Raw genomic sequence first — 19335 nt, forward strand, 5'->3', positions numbered from 1 at the left:
TGGCCTGACCCTATAGTCGTGCGCGTCGCTGCGGGGGGCAGCGGCCGAACCCAACGCAGCGGAGTCGACATGAAACGCAAGCCCGACTTGGTAATGGCATTGGTATTGATCTTTGGTGTCGGCGTGGTGGCCACGGGCTACGCGCAGACATTGCTGGGCGCCTGAGGCCCGCGAACACTCCGCATCCACCGGCTGGTGACAGACGTGAGATCAGGGAGTGGCGAAGAGAGTGAAAAGCCAATGGGGTGTGGCTGACGACGGCCGGTAGCGGAAACGCTGCCGGCCGTCGTCGTTTCGGACTCCATTTCCGGCGCGGGCTGGCGTTATGGCGTCAGCGGTCATTAGCGTCGTGGCTGGATGACTCGCCGGTCGCTGACGATCGCATCCAGCGGCACGTCCCAGCTGGCCACGGGCAGCGCCTCGACGCGCTGGCAGTCGTGGGCAAGCCCGATCAGTGCCGGCCTGGGGCGACGGCGCCGGGCGAAGGCAAAGGTCCGGTCGTAGAAACCGCCACCCATGCCGATCCGCTGACCGTCATCGTCGAACCCTACCAGTGGCATCAGCACGGTATCCAGCGCCCAGGCCGGCAGCCGGTTGGCTCGTCGGGCGCCGAATCGGGTGTCCGGCTCGGCAATGCCGAAACGGTTGTGCGTCATTCGGGTGCCGGCGTGATAGCGCACGAACCACAGCCGGTTCTCGGAAAGAGGCCGCAATACCGGCAGATAGACCTGGGCACGACGCGCCGTCAGCCAGTCGATCAGCGGTCGGGGATCGATCTCGCCATCATTCGGCAGATAGAGCGCCACGCGTCGGGCACGTTGAAGTTCAGGCAACCGCGTGAGGCGGCGACAGAGTTCCCGGGAGGCCAGGCGTCGTTGATGCGGGGTCAGTGCGCGTCGACGTCGGCGCAATTCTCGCCGAAGTTCGCGTCTATCGAAGCTGCCATCGACGCCGGATACGGCGATTGACGATGCCGTCGCGGCCTGGGCAGATTCGGTGGTGATCGTTGCGGTGGTCTCGTTGAAAGACAAGAGAGTTCCCCAGAGTGCCGCTGTCATTCTGGCCCTGAACCTACTGGTTCAAGGTGGGTGGCCGCAGGCAGGCCTTCAGGCTTTCCGTCGCGCGGACATGCACACGGGCCTGCCTAGCATTTGGCCCCCTGGGTACTGCGCATAGGCTCGAGGGACTTTAATGACTGGCGCACACTCCAGGAAACACCACCATCGTAGCAGAGCGGCCCTGCATGCCCAATGACGGATTGAGATATGCGTTGAAGGAATCAGGAAGAAGGCGTGTTCTGGCCGGGTTCGCCGACCCGGGCCAGCGCGCGCTCGAGTCTTTCGCTCAAGTCGTTCAGGCTCTGTTCGCCGGCGCGATGGGAGTCCAGCGCGGTCAGCAGCTCATGGGTGATATTGAGGGCAGCCATGATCGCGATCTTGTCGGCACCCAGCACCTTGCCGCGGGAATGGATGCCGTGCATGGCCCGGTCCAGGTAGCGGGCGGAGCGCTTCAACTGCTCCTGCTCTTCGGGTGGACAGGCGATCACGTAGGGTTTGCCCAGCAGGGTGACTTCGGTCGTCGGGCGAGACGTGTCGCTCATGGTGTCGCTCCGGGGTGGGCGGTGAAGATCGATGCGGTAAGATGGCAGGCATTCGCGTCGTGAGCCGAGCGGCCATCGCCTGGATTCGACACTCTGCCTGCGGTCGGTGATCGACCAGGCTGGGCAACCTGACAACGCCCGGGCCGCTCGCCGCCGCGATTGATCCGTCACTATAGAGAGCCGATTATGGGCGGTCAACGCGATGCGCAGCCTTGGCTGCCGCGCTGCTCGTCCGCAATCGCTCGCGATCACCCAATCATGGATGCCGACATGTCGATCATCAACGACCAGCTCGATTTTTCCACCGTTGCCAACGTCTTCCTGGTGCATGGCAGTCTGCAGTCACCGGCGTTTCTCGACGGTCGTCTGTGTGCCGAGCTGGGCCTGCATGACGTAAGCGCCGAGGGCTGGCTGGAGGAAGTCTGCCTGGCGCTCAACGTCGAACAGCCGGAAAGCCGTGACGATGCCGACGTGCTGCTGGGCTGGCGTCGCCAGACGCTGGACGCCTTGTCAGCTGCCGAGCTCAACTTCGAGCCGCTGTTGCCGGACGAGCTGTTCTCGCTCTCCGAGCGGGCCCAGGGCCTGAAGGAGTGGACCCACGGTTTTCTCGAGATCGTCAACGAAGTGGACGGCGAAACCTACGAGAACTGGTCGTCGCCCCTGAAAGAGGCGCTGGAGGATCTGGGCCAGCTGTCGGCGATCGATGTCGAGATCACCGACGACCCCGAGAACGAAAATGACCTGTTCGCGTTGACCGAGCACGCCCGCATGGCGGCGATGCTGCTCTACACCGAGCAACATCCCGGCCAGCCCCAGGTAGAACAGCCCGAGGGCGAACAGGCCGAGAGCGGTGATCCCGCCGCCAATGACGCTGAAAAGCCGTCGTCGCTGCATTGAAGCCGCTCGCGTCTCGGGGCCGAAAGCCACCGGACGCGACGCGAATCGCCAATATCCCAGGCGTCTCTCTCGACTCTCGAGGCGCCTCGCTCAAGGAGAGAGGCATGTTACCCGAGCCGTTACCGCGCCCAGCCCCCATCTCGGCGGAAGAGTTTGCCGCCCGCCGCGAGCGTCTGATGGCCGAATTGCCGGAAGGCAGCGCCGTGCTGCTGCCGGGAGCCGCGCTCAAGACGCGCAATCACGACAGCGAATACGCCTTTCGCCAGAACAGCGATTTTCACTATCTCTGTGGATTTCCCGAACCCGACGCCCTGCTGTTGTTACTGCCCGGCCGCGACGCCGGAGAAGCCATTCTCTACTGCCAGGAGAAAGATCCGGAGAAAGAGGCCTGGACCGGTATTCGCATCGGTCCCGAAGGCGCCGTGAGCGATTACGGCATGGACGAGGCGTTCGACAACACCCAGCGGCACAACCTGACCGAACTGCTTGACGGTCGGCAGGCCCTCTATCTGCCGCTGGCCGACACCACCGCCATGGGGATTGCCGAGCGCGTGCGTGCCCAGCTGAGTGCGCGAGCGCGGCGGGGCGCGGTCGCTCCCACCCGGTTTGCCGATGTCAGCGCCTTGATTCACGAGCTTCGTCTGACCAAGAGCGAGGCCGAACTGGCGTTGATGCGCCACGCAGCGCACATCAGCGCGCTGGCACACCGGCGGGCCATGCATGCCAGCCGCCCGGGGCGCTTCGAATATCAGCTGCAGGCGGAAATCGAGCACGAATTCGTCTGGCACGGCGCCCGGGCGCCCGCCTACGGCACCATCGTCGGTGGCGGAACCAACGCCTGCGTGCTGCATTACGTCGAGAATGCGGCGCCACTGGCAGACGGCGACCTGGTGCTGATCGACGCTGGCGGCGAGTTCGATCTCTACGCCGGCGACATCACCCGCACCTTCCCGGTCAACGGCCGCTTCAGCGATGCCCAGCGCGCGCTCTACGACATTGTACTGGCAGCAGAAGAACGCGCCGTGGCGGCGGTCAAGCCCGGCGTCACGCTGGAAGCCATCCATCAGGGTGTGGTGCGGGATCTTACGGCCGGCCTGATCGAACTCGGCCTGCTGGAAGGTGAGCTGGAAAAGAACATCGAGTCCCAGCATTTCCGACGATTCTATCTGCATTCGACCTCGCACTGGCTCGGTCTGGACGTTCACGACGTCGGCAGCTATCGGGTCGACGGTGAGCCACGGCCGCTGGAGCCGGGCATGGTGTTGACGGTGGAACCCGGCCTGTACATTCCCGACGCTGAAGACATTCCCGTGGCTTATCGGGGCATTGGCATTCGTATCGAGGATGACGTGGTCGTGACCGACTCTGGCGGGGAGGTGTTGACCTCGCAGGTGCCTAAAGCAACCGCCGAGATCGAAGCGTTGATGCAGGGCCAAAATTGATCATTTTTTGATCGCTTCTGAATCGGGTCAAAATATTACGTAATCGGTGTAACCGATATGTAGGTCGCGTGATGGCTGGATTCTGAATTTTCAATCGTAACGCAATGGCGGATGCGGATGTCTCAGACACAGCAAGCAACCACGGTCGACGTGGCGATCATCGGCGGTGGCCTGGTGGGTGCCAGCCTCGCCTGTGCGCTAGGCGGCCTGATAGAGACCGAGCGAGCACGGGTGGATGGGCGAGAATCTGACGCTGAGCCGCGCGCGCCGCTGCGCGTCGCGATCATCGAGCCCAATTCGCTACCCAGCGTGGACGACGCGAGCACTTACCAGCCCAGTTTCGACGCCCGGGCCAGCGCGATTGCTTATGGCTCGCGCCGCCACTTCGCACGGTTGGGCGTGTGGCCGGCGATGGCAACGGAAGCGGCGCCGATTCGACACATCCACGTCAGCGAGCGTGGCCGCCTGGGCGCGACACGGCTGCATGCCGAGGAGCTTGGTGTCGAGGCGCTGGGTTACGTCATTCCCAACGCCTGGATGGGGCGAACGCTGCATGCGCGGCTCGGCTCACTGCCGATCGACTGGCGCTGCCCGGCGCGCGTCGAGTCGCTGGAAGCCGAGAGCGGCGGCTACCGCCTCACGCTCGATAGCGGCGAGGTCATTCACGCGGGCCTGACCGTGCTGGCCGACGGTGGCCGGGCCGGTTTCAAGGAGCGCCTGGGGATCGAGAGCGACCATCATCCCTACGAGCAGACCGCGCTGATCGCCAACGTCGAGGTCAGCCAGGCGCATGCCGGCTGGGCGTTCGAGCGCTTCACCCGAGAGGGTCCGATGGCCTTGCTGCCACTTGCCGGGCGCCGGATGGAGCTGGTCTGGACCCACCAGCAGGGCGCGGTCGACAGCACCCTGGCGCTTTCCGACGGCGCGTTTCTCGAGCGCTTGCAGCAAGCGTTCGGTGATCGCGCCGGCCGCTTCCGACGGGTGGGGCAGCGGCACACCTATCCGCTGTCGCTGGTCACGGCGCGGGAGACGATCCGCCCGCATCTGGCCATACTGGGCAATGCGGCCCACGCGCTGCACCCGGTCGCCGGCCAGGGCTTCAATCTGGCACTGCGAGGTGTCATGGATCTGGCAGCTGCCATCGAAGAGGCCCGGGCGAACGGGCGCACGGCCGGTGATCCACGGACCCTGGCAAGCTTCGAGGCGCGGCGGGCGGCCGATACGCACCAGATCGTACGCTTCAGCGATGGTCTGATCCGGCTGTTCGGCATCGATCATGCGGGCCTGGGGCATGCCCGCGCCGCCGGCTTGATCGGGCTCAATGCGGTGGGACCATTGCGGCGAACGTTGGCGAGGCGCGCCATGGGGATCGAACGTTAGATCCTGGCCTGGATGAACGCCCAGTCTGGCCTCGATCTGACCTTCTCGCCGACGTTGCAAAGAACGCTGGGCCGCGCGATACGCGCGTTCACGGGCCGAATCAGAGAGGAGACGCGTTATGGATGACAGCGATGTACTCATCGTGGGCGGCGGGGTGGTCGGCTCGACCCTGGCCTTGCTGCTGGGTGAAGCCAACTGGCGAGTGACGATCATCGATGCCTCGCCGGCGCCGGAAGGCAATGAAACCGTGGGCCAGGGGAAACCGGCGCTGCGTGTCAGTGCCTTGACCGCGACCTCGCAGCGTCTGCTGATGGCGCTGGACGTCTGGCCCTGGCTCGCTTCGCGCCGCGTGTCGGCCTACCACGGCATGCAGGTCTGGGACGCCGAGGGTAGCGGCGAGATCGGGTTCGACGCCGACGAGGTGGGAGTCGATGCGCTGGGGCATATCGTCGAGAACGAGCTGCTGCTGGCGGCGCTGGCGCGACGTCTCGAGTCGTTGCCCAACGTGGAATGGCTGCGGGAAGCCACACTGACCGGCTATACGCGCGACAACGATGTTGACCGCGAAGGCGCTCGCAACGCCGGCCATGCCGTGATCACGCTGGACAATGGCGAGCAGCGACGGGCACCGCTGATCGTCGGCGCCGATGGCGCCAATTCTCCGCTGCGCACGATGGCCGGTATTCCGGTCAGTGAACGCGACACCGGTCAGGCAGCCGTGGTGACCACCGTGCGCACCGATGTCGGTCATGGTGGCGTCGCTCGTCAGGCGTTTCTTGCCACCGGCCCGCTGGCGTTCCTGCCGCTGACTATCGATGGCCGGGACGACCACTGCTCGATCGTCTGGTCGACCACGCCCGGCGAGGCCCGGCGGCTGACGGCGCTGGGCGATAGCGACGAGGGTCGGGCGCAGTTGGGAATCGAGCTGGCGCGAGGGTTGGGCGGACGGCTGGGCGACGTCGAAGTGATCGACGCCGCACCGCATTTCCCGATTACCCAACGCCATGCCCAGCGTTATGTCGACGAGGGCCTGGCGCTGATCGGCGATGCGGCTCACAGCCTGCACCCGCTGGCGGGTCAGGGCGTCAATCTCGGGTTGATGGACGCCGCCGTCCTCGCCGAGGAGTGGATTCGCGCCCGACAGCGGGGCGCCCCGCCGGGAGACCGACGTATCCTGGTTCGCTACGAGCGTCGCCGGCGCGGCGAAAATGCGGCCATGCTCGCCGCCATGCAGGGATTCCAGCGGCTGTTCGGCAGTCGTCAGCCGGCGCTGCGGCTCGCCCGCAACTGGGGCCTTAGTGGCGTCGATCGGCTGATGCCGATCAAGCGGCTGCTGATTCGTCAGGCGCTGGGAGAATACGGCGATCTGCCCGAGCGATGTCGGTAGCTCGGAGCCGGCCATCACTGTCTCGTCAAAACGGCTGCCCATTGGGCAGCCGTTTCGCCTTTCCCGTTACGAGAACATCATCAGGGAGCGGAATCGGTACTCTTTTCAGTCTGAGTGCGCTTGCCAGTATCAGCGCCTTGCCCCGCCCGAGGCCGCTGCACCACGTTGAGTGCCTTGAGCAGGTTCAACGCTTCACCCAGCTGATAGTCGTCGGCAGCGATCGGGGTGTCGATGCTGTCCGTCGCCTGGTCGGGATCGCCGTTCAGCAGATGGCCGCGAAGGTTGGATTCTCGCAGCTGGAAGCCGCTGTTGTCCTCGACTTCCAGGCGTCCACGAACCACGCGGACATCGGGCGCGATGCCTTCGGCCTGGATCGAGCGCCCACTGGGCGTGTAATAACGCGCGGTGGTGAGCTTGAGGCCATCCCCGTTGCCGAGCGGCATGACCTGCTGCACCGAACCCTTGCCGAAGCTCCGCGTGCCCATCAGCACGGCGCGGCCCTGATCCTGCAGTGCGCCGGCGACGATCTCGGCGGCGGATGCGCTACCACCATTGATCAACACCACCAGCGGCACATCGGGGGCCGTCGTCCTGGCATGGGCGGTGAAGCGCATGTCGTCGTCGGTCAGCCGGCCCTTGGTGTAGACCACCAGACCGCTGGAGAGAAACTGATCGGCCACGTCGACGGCGCTGGAAAGAACGCCGCCGGGGTTGTTGCGCAGATCCAGCACCAGGCCCTGCAGCGGGCCCGATGTCGTCAATGAATCCAGCGCGTCCCGGGTCTGCTCGCCGGTCCGACTCTGGAACTGGCTGATCCGCAGATAGCCGTAGCCTGGCTCCAGCAGGCGGCTGGACACGCTCTCGGACTGGATCGACTCGCGGGTCAGCGTCACCTTGCGAGGCTCCTGTTCGCCGTCTCTCAGCAGCAGCAGTTCGATATCGGTGCCGGCTTCGCCACGCATCAGGTCCACGGCTTCCTGCAGGCTCAGATCGTTGGTCGGGGTGCCGTCGATGGCGACGATGCGGTCGCCCGGCTGGACGCCGGCGCGAGCGGCAGGCGTATCGTCGATCGGTGCGATCACGGTGAGCTGGTCGTCACGCAGGCCGACTTCGATGCCGACGCCGCTGAACTCCCCCTCGGTGCTTTCCCGCAGATTCTGGAAGGCATCGGCATCGAGGTATTCGGAGTGAGGATCGAGCTGACTGAGCATGCCGCGCATGGCGTTGCGCAGCAGCGTCTTGTCGTCGACCTGTTCCACATAGGTGCGTTTGATCCGCTCGAAGACTTCGGCGAAGGTCTGGACATCCTCGACCGGCAAGCCGTTGGCGGCATCCTGCTCGGCCTGACTGGGCGTGCTGCCAGCGTTGTGGCTTTGTGCTTCGGCGGTAGGAGCCAGCCCCATGGCCAGTGCCAGCGCGAATAGCAGCGCGCCGACGCTCGGGCGAGCGAGCTCGGCCACCGGTGTGCGAAGTCGTCTGGCAGTTGCCCCTTTGGCGAGGAGACCTGTGACGAAAGGCCGTTGGTTCAGGCGGCTTGAATTCATGCAGTCTCCGCGACTCGAGCTGGGTAGATTGGTGGGTGCCGTTGAGCTTGATCCGCTGATCCCGGCACGGTAGCAACGAAGAAAATGGTGAGAAGACATCTGACGGCACTGAGCCGCCCCCGTGAAGGAACGGCGTTTGATAACCCAGCATAGCGGTTCGACGGGGCGATGATCCAGCTTGCCGATCAGCGTTTGCCAATCCAGTTGCCGGGATTGATCGGATTGCCGTTCTGGCGCACCTCGAAATAGAGCGCCGGACGCGACTGGCCACCGGTATTGCCGACGGCGCCCACCGTCTGGCCGTTGGCGACCTGCTGTCCGGGATCGACATCGATCTGCTGCAGATGGGCATAGAGGGTGAGGATGCCGTCGCCGTGATCGAGAATCAGCAGGTTGCCGAAGCCGCGCATCCAGTTGGCAAAGACCACCCGGCCCGCGTGCACCGCCTTGATCGCGGTTCCTGCCGGTGCACCGATCAGGATCCCGTTGCGATTGACCCCGTCGCCGCTGCCATAGCTCGACAGCATCGATCCCTGAACCGGCCACGGCAGATCGCCCCGCGTCTTGCTGATGGCGGTCGAGGGTGGCGGCTTCTTGAGGTTGGCGAGCTCTTTCTGCATGCGGCTCAGCAGGCGTTCGACGTGCGCTCGATCCTGGTTGAGATCCTCGAGACGGGCCTGTTCGCTGTCATAGCGACCGTCGAGCTTGGCCACCAGCGCCTGCCGGTCCTTCAGGCTCGCGGCCAGTTTCTGACGCTGCTGCTCGAGGTCGGCTTGCACCTCATCCAGTCGCGAGCGGCGCTGATCGATCGCCGCCAGATTGTCATCCAGCTCTCGGTTGAGCGCACGCAGCGCCTCGAGCCGTTCCCGACGCGCCGACGACAGCGCGTTGAGATAATGCTGCAGCCGATCGACCTCGGCCGGGTCGTCCTGGTTGAGCAGCAACTTCAGCTGGGGCGTGGTGCCGAGACGATAGAGCGCGTCGAATTGCCGTGCCAGTGCCTCGCGTTGTCGTTCGCGCTCGGCAGCCAGGGTCTGGCGCTGCTGCTGGAGCTTGTCGACTTCGCCATCCAACCGACCGCGCTCGGCCTGCAGCGAATCCAGGCGCTTGTGAGTCTGGCCGATGGCGGTCTCGACCTGCTCCAAGGCCTCCTGGGCGTCGCCGCGGGCCGCCTGGGTATTGCCCAGCTTGCCCTGCAGCGCCTGAATGTCGGTCGCCAGGCTGTCCAGTCTGGCACGCGCCTCCTGGGGGTTGGCCTGACCCAGGGCCGGGCCAGCCAGCACCAGGCTGCCGGCCAGCAAGAGAGAGTATCCACCACTGCCTAGCCGGCACCGCGGGCGTCGCCTGCCTTGCCTATGCATCACGTCGGGCACGCTCCATCGTGCTGGGCAGCGACAGGCGAGCGGACATCATGCATCGTCGATCAGCACGTTACCGGTCATCTCCTCGGGAGCGGGTTGTCGCAGCATATGCAGCAGTGTCGGTGCCAGATCGCACAGCCGACCGTCCGGCTTGAGCCTGACGGGCTTGTCGCGGCTGCCCTGACTTTGACAAACGTAGACCAGCGGCACCATGAAGGTGGTATGAGAGGTATGCGGATTGCCGGTTTCGGGGTCGACCATCATTTCAGCGTTGCCGTGATCCGCCGTGACCAGACATTCGCCACCGACTTTCTCGATCGCCTCGACCACGCGTCCCAGACAGGTATCGACGGCCTCGATCGCCTTGGTGGCGGCGCCCAGGTCGCCGGTATGGCCAACCATGTCGCCGTTGGCGTAGTTGCAGATGATCAGGTCGTACTTGTCGTCCTCGATCGCCTTGACCAGCGTGTCGGTCAGTTCGAAGGCGCTCATCTCCGGCTTCTCGTCGTAGGTCTTGACGTCCTTCGGTGACTGGATCAAGGCCCGATCCTCACCCTTGAACTTGGCCTCGCGTCCGCCGGAGAAGAAGAAGGTGACGTGGGCGTACTTTTCCGTTTCGGCAATGCGCAGTTGAGTCAGCCCATGGCTTTCTGCCACTTCGCCCAAGGTGTTGACCAGATCCCGGGGCGGGAAGGCGGCGGGCGTATCGATGTCGTCCGCGTACTGGGTCAACATCACCAGACCGTTGCCGGCCAGCTTGATGCGCTCGCCGCGATCGAAACCGTCGAATGCCGGATTGACGAAAGCGCGGGTCAGTTCGCGCGCGCGGTCGGAACGGAAGTTCAGAAACAGCGCGGCATCGCCCTCGGCCATGACGATCTTGTCGCCGTTGGGCCGCACGGCGGTAGCGGCGACGAATTCATCGGTTTCGCCCCGCTCGTAAGCGGCGCTCAGGCCGGCCTCGGCACTCTCGGCGACGTGCTCGCCCTCGCCGAAGCGCACCACGCGGTAGGCTTTCTCGACACGATCCCAGCGGTTGTCACGGTCCATCGCGAAGTAGCGACCGACCACCGAGGCGACGAAGCCGTTCTCGGCGCCCACCAGCTCGGCCAGTTTGGCGTTGGCACGCTCGATCGACGCACCGGCGCTCTTGGGAGCAGTATCCCGGCCGTCGGTGAACGCGTGGAGATAGATTCGCTTGGCGCCGCGATCGGCGGCCAGCGCTGCCACGGCCAGCAGGTGATCTTCATGGCTGTGTACGCCGCCGGGTGAGAGCAGGCCCATCAGATGGACGGCCTTGCCGTTGGCGACCGCATCGTCGATTGGCAAGGTCAGCGCTTCGATCGTTTTCAGCTCGTCATCCGTAATCGCCTTGGTGATACGGGTGAAATCCTGGTAGACGATCCGGCCGGCACCGATGTTCATGTGACCGACTTCGGAATTCCCCATCTGGCCCTCTGGCAGACCCACGTAATTGCCATCGGTATGAATCAGGGTATTGGGGTAATCGCGCTTGAGGCGATCCATCACCGGCGTGTCGGCGGCGGCGACAGCGTTGTTGGCGCTGTTGTCGTTCTGGCCGTAGCCATCGAGAATCAGCAGTGCGACGGGGCGCGGAGTGCGGGAAGTATCTGCCATGACAAGCCTCGAAAAATCGGATGGACGGGATGAGTCGTGTCGAAAACCTATCGTTCGGCACCAGAGATGCTGGAATCTGTCGCTCTAGAATTCGTCGTTTTGAAACGAAGGTCTCAAAGGATAGCGCACCGGGCGAGTCGGGTCAGCCGTCCGCCTCGCGCTTGCCTCGTTTCACCGACGCCCTTGTGTATAATGGCGGGCCAGGATTTTCAGCCGTTCGCGCCCCTAGCAACGAAGGCTTCCATGCCGGATTGCAAGACGCGGTTTGACGCAGACGCGCCAAGGGCGGAGTCGCACGCCATGACGGCGTTTCGCGATCCCATTGGCCCCAGAATTAGAGTGCCGGCAGACCCATGATCGATCAGTTGTTCGAATTCGTCGAAAACCATCCGCTGCTGGTCAGCGCCTTTCTGGTCGTGCTGCTTGCGTGGTTGGCGTTCGAGGCCAAACGCGGCGGTGCTTCCGGCGTCTCCACCACCGAGACCACGTCTCTGATCAACCGCGAAGACGGCGTGGTGATCGATATCCGCGAGAGCAGCGAGTTCAAGGCCGGGCACATCGCCGGGGCCAAGAACATTCCGCAGTCGCGCCTGAAGGAGCGACTGACGCAGATCGAGAAGCACAAGGACACGCCGGTCATCGTGGTCTGCAAGCAGGGCCAGACATCGGCAGCCGCGGTTACCGAACTCACCCAGGCCGGCTTTTCGCGCGTCTACAAGCTCAAGGGCGGCATGGCACAGTGGCAGGCCGACGGCCTACCGGTCGTGCGTCGCTGATCGCGGCTCGGGCATCGCGTCGGCCAGTCACGCCGATCAATCATTCCGGCAGTCATTCAGGAACATAAAGGAAACGCACCATGGCGGAAGACAACAATCAGCAGGGTTCTCAGGGCGGCTCCCAGGATAAGCCGCAGCTGCAGTTCTCCCTGCAGCGCATCTACGTGAAGGACATCTCGTTCGAATCGCCCAATGCGCCCAGCGTGTTTCAGCAACCGTTCAAGCCCAAGGTCGGCCTGGACCTCGACACCACCAGCCAGTCGATCAGCGAAGATCTGTACGAGGTCGTGGTCAAGGTGACCGCGCAGGTCTCGAACAACGAAGACGGCGCCACGGCGTTCCTGGTCGAAGTCGAGCAGGCCGGGCTGTTCCGTATCTCCGGCCTTGCCGGTGATCAGCTGGACCACACGCTGGGCGCCTTCTGCCCCAACGTGCTGTTCCCCTACGCTCGCGAGTGCATCGACAACCTGGTCAGCCGCGGCAGCTTCCCTCCGCTGATGCTGGCGCCGGTGAACTTCGAGGCGATGTACGCCCAGAAGAAGCAGCGCACCGCCCAGGCCAGCGAAACCACGCAGTAAGCCAGCCATGGCCAATCCGCGCATTCACGTCGCCGTCAGCCTTGTCGTTGGCGGCGACGTCGTTCTGCCCGAGGGGGCGGCGCGCCACGTCGCGCTGGTCCTGAGACTTCGTGAAGGCGCACGGCTGACCCTGTTCGATGGCGAGGGCCACGAGGCGCAGGCCCGGCTGATCGAGGTGGGCCGCAAGCGCGTCGTCGCCCAGATCGATACGATGACGGCGGGCGGCGGCGAATCTCCGCTGGCCGTTCACCTGGGACAGGCGATCTCCAAGGGCGATCGCATGGACTACGCGATCCAGAAGTCGGTGGAGCTCGGCGTGGCGACCATCACGCCGCTCTATGTCGAGCACGGTGACGTGCGCCTGAAGGGCGATCGCGAGGCCAGGAAATTGGCCCATTGGCAGGGGGTGGCCGTCAGCGCCTGCGAACAGTGCGGACGCGCCCGCGTACCGACGATCCATCCGCCGCGATCCCTGTCCGAATGGCTCGGCGAACGGGACGAGGCGCTGCGCCTGGTGCTGCATCCCGCCACCGACGACAGCTGGCAGCAGGCGGATTCGGTCGAATCCGCGGCACTGCTGATCGGGCCGGAAGGCGGGCTCAGCGCCACCGAGGTCGACAACGCCCGGCGTGCCGGTTTTCAGCCGCTCACCCTGGGTCCGCGCATTCTGCGCACTGAAACCGCCCCCGTCGTGGCACTGACGCTACTGCAGCATCACTTCGGCGATCTGTAGCGACGGCGCTTGGGCGCCGCTGCCGGGGGCAATGTCGACTGGAACTCTCTTGCAGCCTTGCTTCAGAAATCACACGGATTTCAGCAACCCCACGGGCTTCGGTAACCATACGGGCCTCAGCAACCAGAACGTCTCGCAGAAACCAGAACGTCTCGCAGAAACCAGAACACCCCGCCAGCCGTTATCCGGTTGGCGGGGTGTTCCGTAGACGAATCGCGGACCGCTGGCGTGCGTGGTGTCGCGATTACAGCTCGAGATCGTACTCGACGATCAGCGGAGCGAACTCGCTGAACGTCGCGTCGGTATCGATCCAGGCGTCTTTCACGTTGCGACGGAAGTTGGGACCGACGATCTGATAATCGAGGCGCCAACCTTCCTGGCGGGAGCGCGACACTTCCTGGTCGAGCCTGGGCCACCAGGTGTACTGGTTGGCATCCCGGTTGACCTCGCGGAAGGTGTCGATGAAGCCGGTCGGGCCGAATACCTGATCCATCCACGCGCGTTCTTCGGGTTTGAAACCCGGCGTCGTCTGGTTGTCGGTCCAGTTGGCGAGATCGAGGGTCTTGTGCGCGATGTGCCAGGTGCCGCAGATGATGTACTCGCGACGTTTGCGAGCCATCTTGTTCAAGTACTCCAGATACTGGGTCATGAACGTCTGCTTGATCGCCGGGTCGTCACCTTCCGGCATCAGGAAGGTTGCGATGCTGAAGCGGTCGTAGTCCGCCTGCAGGAAACGACCTTCGTTGTCGCACTGCTCGAAGCCCAGACCATACATGATGGCCTTGGGAATCTTGCGGCAGTAGAGCCCGACGCCGGAGAATCCGTCCTGCTCGGCATCCAGGAAATAACCTTCATAGCCTTCCGGGTAGAGAATGCTGTCATCGAGCTCGAAGCTCTTGGCCTTCAGGTTCTGCACGCAGACGACGTCAGCATCCTGGTCGGCCAGCCAGTCGAGGAAGCCCCGCTCGACGGCCTCTCGGATCCCGTTCACATTGATGCTGGCGATTTTCATACAGTGTTCCTTCTTTGTCGCGCGTGTATGATACCCGAGCTTGAAAGATTTAGGTAAATGGCCGCTGTGTTTGGCCAAAACGGCAGCGGTCGGTTAAGCGTCACGAGGCCGTACATTGCGGCCTGCATCAGGACCTGCATCAGACTTAGGGAGACCCGGGGTGAGCGTCGAGATTCAGCCGTATCAGCAAGAGTTCATCGAATTTGCGATTGCCGAAGGCGTCCTGCGCTTCGGTGAATTCACGCTCAAGTCCGGCCGCGTCAGTCCCTATTTCTTCAATGCCGGCCTGTTCCGTTCAGGTCACGCCCTGGCCCGTCTGGGGCGTTTCTATGCCAGCGCCATTGCCGACAGCGGCATCGAGGCCGATGTACTATTTGGCCCAGCTTACAAGGGTATACCGCTGGCGGCGAGTGCAGCGGTTGCGCTTGCCGACCATCACCAGCGCGATATGCCCTTTGCCTTCAACCGCAAGGAAGCCAAGACCCACGGTGAGGGCGGCAATATCGTGGGTGCCGAGCTGCGCGGCAACATCCTCATCATCGATGACGTCATTACGGCCGGGACGGCGATCCGCGAGGTCATGCAGATCATCCACGATGCGGGTGCTCGAGCCGCGGGCGTCGTGATCGCTCTCGATCGGCAGGAACGTGGCCAGGACGCCGACGGTCTGAAGCCCCACAGCGCGATTCAGGAAGTCGAGGCGACGTATCATATGCCGGTTGTCAGCATCGTCAACCTCGATCAGCTCCTCGCCTACCTGGAAACCCGCCAGCCACGCAGTGGCGAGGACGGCGCTTCCCTCGCCCAACAGGCTGACGCCATCCGCGCCTATCGTGATCGCTACGGTGTCCGCAACGCCCACTGACCTTCGATGCCGCGGGTGATGACCCTGTCACGCCCGCTACCATTTGCCGCAGCAGCGCTGGTCGACGGGCAGGTTACAAAAGGTTTAAAAACACCGTTTCATAATCTCGGAAATTATGCCACGCTTACGCCGTTAGTCCAACGCGATTTGGCGCCAATTTCGGGAGACGCATCATGATCAACCGCAGCAGGATCAAACCCTGGGGCTTTGCCCTGGCCACAGCGACCTTCGTATTCGCCAGTCAGCAGGCGATGGCGCTGAGCGTATCCGCCAACGGCGGCGATGAATCCTTCGGTGTCGAAGCCAGCCAGACCATCTTCCCCACCTTGCGGGCCGGCGTCGGCTATCTGAACACCGATGACAGCGGTCACAACGCCAAGGCCTATTCCGGTTCACTGATGTTCACGCCTTGGCTGCCGGGCATCGACCTGTCGGTTGGCGGTCGTTACCAGTATCAGGACACCTATTACGGCAATGGCGGCGGTCTGGGCCTCGGCGGCTCCGCGTTCGTCGATACGCCGATTCCGCTGACCTCGATCGGCGGCTACGGCTTCTACACGCCGGAAGGCCTGACCAGCGGTGATGTGGAAAAGAGCTACGAGTACGGCGCCCAGGCGCGGGTCAACATCATCTCGCAGACCTACGTCTATGGTGGCTATCGCTACATGCGTACCGATTTCGACAACGACAACGGCCACACGCTGGATAGCGGACCGGTGCTCGGCGTCAGCGTCGGTTTCTAGACGGTACTGAACCACGACCGCGCCGGGTTCGAGGCGCGGTTGAAAGCCGCGCCGCCTCCCAGCTTTACAGGGGAGGCGGCGCCGCTTTTGGGGCGCTGTAGAAAGCTGCGCCGATTGCGTATGATGCAGGAGTTACCCGCATACGAGCCGGCCGCCATGCTTGATATCGTGCTGTTTGAGCCCGAAATTCCGCCCAATACCGGTAATATCATCCGGTTGTGCGCCAATACGGGTTTTCGCCTTCACATCATCGAACCGATGGCCTTCGAACTCGACGACAAGCGGCTGCGTCGCGCCGGGCTCGACTACCACGAATGGGCCCGAGTCCAGGTCCATGCCAACTGGGCCGCGTTTCTCGAAACCATCGGCCCCGAGCGCGTATTCGCCGTTTCCACCCGCGGCCGCCACGGTTACCACCATATCCACTTCCGCGAAGGCGACGCCCTGGTCTTTGGCCCGGAAACCCGCGGTCTGCCGCAATCGATGCTCGAAGCGCTACCCCCGGCGCAGCGTCTACGCATTCCCATGCTCGCGGACAGCCGCAGCCTCAATCTTTCCAACGCCTGCGCCATCATCGTCTTCGAGGCGTGGCGGCAGATGGATTTCGCCGGCGCGGTGGACGTTTAAACCGGTGGGAAACCCGCGGACAGGCAAAGACTAGAGCGCTCGCGTCATGAACACGCTGTACGGATCTTCGCGGTAACTGCCAAACGGCTCGCAGTAGTCGAAGCCGAACGCTTCATACAACCGTCTTGCCGGGGCGAAGTGCGCCATCGGACCCGTTTCCAGGCTTAGCCGCCGCAGGCCGGCGGCGCGCGCTTCCTCGATCAGGTGCGCGAGGATCGCCCTCGCCACGCCTTTGCGCAGATGAGCCGGATCGGTACGCATCGATTTGATCTCGGCGTGCGTATCGTCGAGCCGCTTGAACGCGCCGCAGCCGAGGAGCTCGTTATTTTCCCAGGCGGTATAGAAGTGAACCTCCGGGCGCCGCAGCCCGTCGAGATCCAGCGCATGGCGACTTTCGGGCGGGGAGTGGGGCTCGAAGTCCTTGAGATGGGCTTCCAGCATGGCGGCAATCTCGGGGCCGCGTAAATCGTCTCTTGCGATGCGCATGGGGTGTATCATTCTCTCTTCTGTTGTTCTGATTTCGTCGTGCTGATTCAGCCGTTCTCTGGATTGCTACCGTTCTCACTTCTGCGATTTTGCCCTCATGTCCGATATTCGCCAACGCCTTGCCAAGCTCAATCCGCGTCAGCAGGAGGCGGTGCGCTTCATCGATGGCCCCTGCCTGGTGCTGGCGGGGGCCGGTTCCGGCAAGACCAGCGTGATCACCACCAAGATCGCCTATCTGGTCCAGGAGTGCGGGATGAGCGCGCGCAAGATCGCCGCGGTCACCTTCACCAACAAGGCGGCCCGCGAGATGAAGGAGCGCGTCGGGCAGATGCTCAAGGGCCGCGAGGGCCACGGACTGACCGTTTCCACCTTCCATAACCTGGGGCTCAATATCATCCGCCGCGAGCTCAAGGCGCTCGGTTTTCGTCCCGGCTTTTCGCTGTTCGACCCCGAAGACGCCAAGGCATTGCTGCGCGATCTGATGCAGAAGGAAGCGGATACCGACGCCGAACAGATCAACGGCGTGCAGAGCCAGATATCCCAGTGGAAGAACGATCTGATATTGCCAGGACCTGCGATCTCGCACGCCGCCGACGAGGATGAGCAGTACGCCGCGCGGATCTACGAAGCCTACAATCGCCATCTCAAGGCCTACAACGCGGTCGACTTCGATGATCTGATCATGCTGCCGGTGGTGCTGCTGAAGACCGATCCCGAGGCGCTGGCCCGCTGGCGCAAGCGCATCCAGTACATGCTGGTCGACGAGTACCAGGACACCAACGTCAGCCAGTATCAGCTGGTCAAGATGCTGATGGACGAACGTGCGACGTTCACCGTGGTGGGCGACGACGATCAGTCGATCTACGCCTGGCGTGGCGCCCGGCCTGAGAACCTGGTGACGCTGGGCGAGGATTTCCCGCGGCTCAACGTGATCAAGCTGGAGCAGAACTACCGTTCCACGGCGACGATCCTGCGCGCCGCCAATACGCTGATCGCGAATAATCCTCACGTCTACGAGAAGACGCTGTGGTCGGACATGGGCCAGGGCGATCCGATCCGGGTGGTGGTCAACCGCCACGAGGAAGCCGAGGCCGAACGCGTCGCCGGCGAGATCCTGACACGCCGGATCAAGGAGCGCGCCGAATGGCGTGACTTCGCCGTGCTCTATCGCGGCAACTTCCAGGCGCGATTGCTCGAGCTCAAGCTGCAGCATCACCAGATCCCCTACAAGCTTTCCGGTGGCACTTCGTTTTTCTCGCGCAACGAGATCAAGGATTCGATGGCCTATCTGCGGCTGTTGATCAATCCGGACGACGACAACGCCTTCCTGCGCATCGTCAACGTGCCGCGCCGCGAGATCGGCCCCGGCACGCTGGAAAAGCTCGCCAACTATGCGAGTGAGCGCAGCGGCTCGATGTTCTCCGCCTGCCATGAGATGGGGCTCGAGCAAGTGCTACCCACGCGCGCCGTCGAGCGTCTCGGCCGTTTCGCCCACTTCATCGATGGCGTGCGCAAGCGCATGGATCAGGGCGATGCCATCGCCGCCATTCGCGAGATGATCCGCGACATGGACTACGAAGCCTGGCTCTATCAGAACGCCAGCGCGCCAACCATTGCCGAGCGCCGCATGGCCAACGTCTGGACGCTGATCGACCAGCTCGAGAAGTCCATGCACCGCGACGACGAAGACGGTGAAGCTTCGGAGGAGACCGACGACGTGCAGTCGGCGATCTCGCGGTTGGTGCTGCGCGATATCCTCGAGCAGCAGGCCGAAGAGGACGACTCCGACCGCGTCCAGCTGTTGACCATGCACGCCTCCAAGGGGCTCGAGTTTCCCCACGTCTATCTCATGGGATTGGAAGAAGAGCTGCTGCCGCACCGCAACTCCATCGAATCCGGTACCGTGGAAGAGGAGCGGCGTCTCGCGTATGTCGGCATCACCCGTGCCCGGCGCACGCTGACCCTGACCCTCGCTCGCCAGCGCAAGGCTTACGGCGAACTGCTCGACTGCACCCCGAGCCGCTTCCTCGACGAACTGCCGGCGGACGATCTCGAATGGGAAGGGCGCGCCGACAAGGAAAACCCGGAGAAGAAGCAGGAACGCGGCCAGAGCGCCATCGCCGGGCTGAGATCGCTGCTAGGCTAGGGTTTAACCCAACCCTATCTTCAGTGCCCTGTCAGCCGAGACGTGCGAAGGCGCGACCGCCAACCGGTATCATTCGAATTGAGAACGTCGAACGTCGCTCCCCCCGGTTGGCGTGGGATG

Annotated in this window: 18 protein-coding genes and 1 other RNA gene; 11 read left to right on the forward strand and 8 right to left on the reverse strand. The window is 63.8% G+C overall.

Annotated elements, in window-relative coordinates; all coding sequences use genetic code 11:
• Window positions 1-341: 341 nt before the first annotated feature.
• From BTW07_RS10360 to BTW07_RS10370, 3 genes are all read right to left on the reverse strand, one after another.
• The gene (locus BTW07_RS10360; RefSeq protein WP_075570131.1) at window positions 342-965 is read right to left on the reverse strand and encodes a 5-formyltetrahydrofolate cyclo-ligase; all 624 of its coding nucleotides are present in this window, start codon (window positions 963-965) and stop codon (window positions 342-344) included.
• Window positions 966-1033: 68 nt separating this feature from the next.
• A non-coding RNA gene (ssrS, locus tag BTW07_RS10365) (6S RNA) lies at window positions 1034-1217 on the reverse strand.
• Between the two features lie 62 nt (window positions 1218-1279).
• On the reverse strand, window positions 1280-1600 hold the full coding sequence (locus tag BTW07_RS10370) for a cell division protein ZapA (RefSeq protein ID WP_075570101.1): 321 nt from the start codon (window positions 1598-1600) through the stop codon (window positions 1280-1282).
• Between the two features lie 270 nt (window positions 1601-1870).
• Here BTW07_RS10370 and BTW07_RS10375 point away from each other — a divergent pair, with 270 nt between their 5' ends.
• From BTW07_RS10375 to BTW07_RS10390, 4 genes are all read left to right on the forward strand, one after another.
• Window positions 1871-2497, forward strand: a complete 627-nt coding sequence (locus BTW07_RS10375) for a UPF0149 family protein (RefSeq protein ID WP_075570132.1) — start codon at window positions 1871-1873, stop codon at window positions 2495-2497.
• Window positions 2498-2601: 104 nt separating this feature from the next.
• A complete protein-coding gene (pepP, locus tag BTW07_RS10380) occupies window positions 2602-3939 on the forward strand; it encodes a Xaa-Pro aminopeptidase (RefSeq protein ID WP_075570102.1) in 1338 nt (445 codons plus the stop codon).
• Window positions 3940-4056: 117 nt separating this feature from the next.
• Window positions 4057-5319 carry a 2-octaprenyl-6-methoxyphenyl hydroxylase gene (gene ubiH, locus BTW07_RS10385; RefSeq protein ID WP_075570133.1) on the forward strand — a complete coding sequence of 421 codons (1263 nt, stop codon included), beginning with the start codon at window positions 4057-4059 and terminating at the stop codon, window positions 5317-5319.
• Window positions 5320-5437: 118 nt separating this feature from the next.
• On the forward strand, window positions 5438-6706 hold the full coding sequence (locus tag BTW07_RS10390) for a UbiH/UbiF/VisC/COQ6 family ubiquinone biosynthesis hydroxylase (RefSeq protein WP_075570103.1): 1269 nt from the start codon (window positions 5438-5440) through the stop codon (window positions 6704-6706).
• A gap of 80 nt (window positions 6707-6786) precedes the next feature.
• Here BTW07_RS10390 and BTW07_RS10395 read toward each other — a convergent pair whose 3' ends face one another.
• The 3 genes from BTW07_RS10395 to gpmI form a co-directional block, all read right to left on the reverse strand.
• Window positions 6787-8109, reverse strand: coding sequence for a S41 family peptidase (locus BTW07_RS10395; RefSeq protein WP_075570134.1), 1323 nt, complete (start codon window positions 8107-8109; stop codon window positions 6787-6789).
• 326 nt (window positions 8110-8435) lie between these two features.
• Entirely contained in the window at window positions 8436-9551 is a 1116-nt protein-coding gene (locus BTW07_RS10400; protein WP_232823815.1) for a murein hydrolase activator EnvC family protein, read from the reverse strand.
• 108 nt (window positions 9552-9659) lie between these two features.
• Window positions 9660-11249 carry a 2,3-bisphosphoglycerate-independent phosphoglycerate mutase gene (gene gpmI, locus BTW07_RS10405; protein WP_075570105.1) on the reverse strand — a complete coding sequence of 530 codons (1590 nt, stop codon included), beginning with the start codon at window positions 11247-11249 and terminating at the stop codon, window positions 9660-9662.
• Between the two features lie 353 nt (window positions 11250-11602).
• Here gpmI and BTW07_RS10410 point away from each other — a divergent pair, with 353 nt between their 5' ends.
• The 3 genes from BTW07_RS10410 to BTW07_RS10420 all read left to right on the forward strand — a co-directional run bounded on the left by BTW07_RS10410 (window position 11603) and on the right by BTW07_RS10420 (window position 13336).
• A complete protein-coding gene (locus BTW07_RS10410; protein ID WP_075570106.1) occupies window positions 11603-12025 on the forward strand; it encodes a rhodanese-like domain-containing protein in 423 nt (140 codons plus the stop codon).
• Window positions 12026-12105: 80 nt separating this feature from the next.
• On the forward strand, window positions 12106-12603 hold the full coding sequence (gene secB, locus BTW07_RS10415) for a protein-export chaperone SecB (RefSeq protein ID WP_075570107.1): 498 nt from the start codon (window positions 12106-12108) through the stop codon (window positions 12601-12603).
• A 7-nt stretch (window positions 12604-12610) separates the two neighbouring features.
• On the forward strand, window positions 12611-13336 hold the full coding sequence (locus BTW07_RS10420) for a 16S rRNA (uracil(1498)-N(3))-methyltransferase (protein WP_075570108.1): 726 nt from the start codon (window positions 12611-12613) through the stop codon (window positions 13334-13336).
• A gap of 244 nt (window positions 13337-13580) precedes the next feature.
• Here the strand turns inward: BTW07_RS10420 and BTW07_RS10425 are convergent, their stop codons facing one another.
• Window positions 13581-14348 carry an exodeoxyribonuclease III gene (locus tag BTW07_RS10425; RefSeq protein WP_075570109.1) on the reverse strand — a complete coding sequence of 256 codons (768 nt, stop codon included), beginning with the start codon at window positions 14346-14348 and terminating at the stop codon, window positions 13581-13583.
• 160 nt (window positions 14349-14508) lie between these two features.
• Between BTW07_RS10425 and pyrE the strand changes: the two genes are divergently transcribed.
• From pyrE to trmL, 3 genes are all read left to right on the forward strand, one after another.
• Complete coding sequence (pyrE, locus tag BTW07_RS10430) at window positions 14509-15213, forward strand: orotate phosphoribosyltransferase (protein WP_075570110.1); 705 nt, start codon at window positions 14509-14511, stop codon at window positions 15211-15213.
• Window positions 15214-15386: 173 nt separating this feature from the next.
• A complete protein-coding gene (locus BTW07_RS10435) occupies window positions 15387-15956 on the forward strand; it encodes a YfaZ family outer membrane protein (protein ID WP_075570111.1) in 570 nt (189 codons plus the stop codon).
• 156 nt (window positions 15957-16112) lie between these two features.
• Entirely contained in the window at window positions 16113-16583 is a 471-nt protein-coding gene (gene trmL / locus BTW07_RS10440; protein ID WP_110643238.1) for a tRNA (uridine(34)/cytosine(34)/5-carboxymethylaminomethyluridine(34)-2'-O)-methyltransferase TrmL, read from the forward strand.
• Between the two features lie 30 nt (window positions 16584-16613).
• Here the strand turns inward: trmL and BTW07_RS10445 are convergent, their stop codons facing one another.
• Window positions 16614-17069 (reverse strand): GNAT family N-acetyltransferase, encoded by a 456-nt coding sequence (locus BTW07_RS10445; protein ID WP_075570112.1) that lies wholly within the window; start codon window positions 17067-17069, stop codon window positions 16614-16616.
• 97 nt (window positions 17070-17166) lie between these two features.
• Here BTW07_RS10445 and rep point away from each other — a divergent pair, with 97 nt between their 5' ends.
• Window positions 17167-19215, forward strand: coding sequence for a DNA helicase Rep (gene rep, locus BTW07_RS10450; protein ID WP_075570113.1), 2049 nt, complete (start codon window positions 17167-17169; stop codon window positions 19213-19215).
• Window positions 19216-19335: the final 120 nt, after the last annotated feature.

This window comes from Salinicola socius (assembly GCF_001937195.1).
In the GTDB taxonomy this organism is placed as follows: domain Bacteria; phylum Pseudomonadota; class Gammaproteobacteria; order Pseudomonadales; family Halomonadaceae; genus Salinicola; species Salinicola socius.